1 protein-coding gene is annotated in these 3,156 nt (G+C 62.2%); it reads left to right on the top strand.

All coding sequences use genetic code 11. From position 1 onward, the window contains the following. Positions 1 to 590: 590 nt before the first annotated feature. Positions 591 to 2,939: a serine/threonine-protein kinase gene (locus tag U9980_RS26270; protein ID WP_322770384.1), complete on the top strand. Its 2,349-nt coding sequence runs from the start codon at positions 591 to 593 to the stop codon at positions 2,937 to 2,939. Positions 2,940 to 3,156: the final 217 nt, after the last annotated feature.

Here is a 3,156-nt window from a genome sequence, read left to right as displayed (position 1 = left end):
TCTTCAGGAGGTCGTGTCGTCGGCTCCTGTCAGACTAAGTTGATCATGATTGCTGGCTGCGCCTGACGGCGGGCATACTTCGGCAGGCTGCGTTGCTGGCCGGCCGGTTGCCCGTGCCCGCTGTCATGGTGGCGTGTCGCTTCCTGCCTACGGTCTGCGGTCCGTACGCCTGATCGTTTCGGATCGTGTGGAGCGGGGCCTGGTGACGTTGACGGGCACGGTGCTGCCGCTGTTCGTGGGACACCGATAGCGCTCGCCGACGGTGAGAAGGCAGGCTGAAGTGGCCGCGAAGTTGCGGCATCGGGACGCCCCTCCCATCACCCGTACGCTCGGACCTCGCTTCCCACCCCCGTAGCCGAGCGCGTACTGTGCTAAGCGTGTCAGATCAGTCGCCTTCTGCCGGCGGTATGAGGCTCGACGACGATTTTCGGTACGTGCATGGACCAGTCGTCGGTGATTCGATCATTTCGAGCCTGCACCATCGGGCACTCTCCACGAGCTTGCGGGAGCGGATCCACCGCTCCGACGGGGGCGCGTTCCTGATAGCCGGATTCCGGGGCGCCGGGAAGACTACCCTGGTGCGGTCATGCGTGCGGGAGTTGGTTGACCAAACGGCGGGGCGACGTTACCTGCCGGTTTTCCTTAACATCGCGCGGCCGATGAGTACCGAGGAGTTCTTGTTCTCAGTAATCCGTAGAGTGGTGGAAAGCCTGGACGACAGCGGGCTGCTGGTCACTCTACCGGCAGCTGTACGGAACTCGGTGTTGCTCGCATATGCACGAACGTCGTTGTCGTTGACTTCCCGGGCGAGTGAAGATCGTGAGGTGACGCGATCGATCGGCGTGGGAGCAGCCGTGCAGTTCGCCGGCCTGACACCGAAGCTGGAGCGTGGTACCAAGACCACCCGGTCGCTGGCCACGGAAGCATCGTTTCTTACCTACAGCGGCGCCGATGTCGAACATGATTTCCTGCGGATTGTAGAACTGCTGAGCAGTGTGGGGAGCGGCGGGTTCGGCCCGGCCCTGCGCCGCGCGCAGCCGACAGCCCGTCGCCGTCTCCGCAGGCGTGGGCGTGGCATTGCCGCCCTTCCGATCCACGTGGTCGTCGTCCTGGACGAGCTGGACAAACTCACGAGCAGTGAGGACGGACGGGTCAGCCTGAACGCGGTGCTGACAGCGTTCAAGAATGTGTTGACGGCGCCTGGGGTGCACTTTGTTTTTGTAGCCGGCGTGGACCTTCTCGATCAAGCTGTTGCTGACGGTAGATCCGGTATCGGAATCTACGAGAGTGTCTTTTCCTGGACTACCTACGTTCCGTGCCTCTGGCAGGCCGCGGCCGCTCTTCTCAGCGAACTGATCCGTAGCCCGACCAGCGGCCGGCTGGTCGACACCCAGATTTTCGAACTGATCTGTGATTACCTCGAGTACAAGGGGCGCGGTGTCCCGCGGCGGCTCACCCAGGAACTGTACAGTCTCCTCGCATGGGATAAGGGTACCCCGTTCATCAGAATCTCGTCGGATGATATGGATCGCTTCACCCTGTATGCGGAGCTGGCCGAGATCCTGGCAGGCATACTTGGCCGACAGCGCGGGCAAGGCCGCACCGTCGAGGAAGACCGGTTCCGGCTCGGTGCGTATTACGTCACCGACTGGGTTCTACGCAGCGAAGGTGGGGTGTTCAAGGCCGAGGATGTGACCAGGGGTGAGCGTGCGTTGTCGCCCTTACTTTCGCTGACGTCGGCCCGAGCCGACCTGGTGCTGCGGCATCTGGTACGTCATGGCATAATCGAGTTGCTTGCAGATCTGCGGGATGGTGCAACACTTTTTGGCGGTATTACCCGGACGCCGAGTTATCGACTGAGTGCGGAGATGCGCCGTCGGCTTCTGCGAATTGCACGAACCAGCGAACGAGAAAGTGTAGAGCTTCTCGGTGTTCCACTGCCTGCTGATGTGCGGCCTACCCCCCGTCCTCCAGGGGGTCCTCGCGTCTACGCTACGTCAGACACGACGGTGGTCGGCTCGGCAGCGCCGCCGGGTGGAACCGGTATTGACCGTGTCGACTTCCGCGTTCCTCGGGCTCAGCGGTTGATGGCGGGCGGGCGGTACGAGCTTCTTGACATCATCGGTGCCGGCGGAATGGGGACTGTCTTTGCTGCGGTGGACACAAGGACCGGGTTACGGCGTGCCATTAAGGTACTGGATGCACCGACCGCCGAAGGAGAGGCTCGGGCACGATTCCGTCGAGAAGCGCAGATTGCGCTGCGGCTGCGACACCGTAACGTAGTTCTTACCTACGAGCTATTGCAAGAAACCGATGGTCGGCTTGGCATTGTCATGGACTTAGTCGAGGGTTCCAGCTTGAGCCGGCAGACTGGCGAGAGCCGGCCGGACGGCGCTACGGCCGTGCGCTTGGCAGTGTCATTATTAGGCGGGATCGAATACCTGCACGAACTCGGGATTGTACGATTGGACGTGAAGCCGAACAACGTCATCGTGGACCGTTTCGGTGAGCCAATTATGATCGACTTTGGGGTAGCCCGGCATATCGTGGACCCTGGCGATTCAACAGACGAAGAATTCTCGACGATGATTCCGGGCCTGCCTATCGGGACGCCGGCCTACATGTCGCCCGAACAAATTCGGGGCGACCAGATCGACCATCGAACCGACATCTATTCTCTTGGCAAGGTATTGTACGTACTTCTCGGCGGGCGAGAGAACCCGGATGAAGATGTCGAGACAAGGCTCTACCGCGCTCTCGCCCAGGATCTTGACACGTCTGTCCTCGAGTGCTCATCAGAGCTGGCCCGGGTTGTTGCTAAAGCGACCGCACGAGACCCGGAGCAGCGCTTTCCGGACGCAGGCCAAGCGCGGTTGGCCCTGCTTGCCGTCCCTGAGGCACGTGGACTCGACCGGCACCTGGAGCGGTCCGCCAACTGACTCGCCTCCGCGGGTATCGCTGCGTGTGTGCCCCGGCACGGATCTTTCGCTGGGGTGGCGGACCCGTCCCCTTGATCACATCCAGCCATTCTGGTCATGGTCTCCTGGTCGTGAGCACAGTTGCAGTTGCGGCTGTCGTGGCGCCGGGTGGGTTGCGCCCCTGTCGTCGGGCTGGCGTGGTGGAGCCCACGGCGACCGGGCTAATATTCGCGGCCTG

This window comes from Protofrankia sp. Cr1 (assembly GCF_963555865.1).
GTDB lineage: Bacteria > Actinomycetota > Actinomycetes > Frankiales > Frankiaceae > Protofrankia.
Note: the sequence above shows the minus strand (reverse complement) of the source record. Positions and strands in the feature narration are given on the sequence as shown.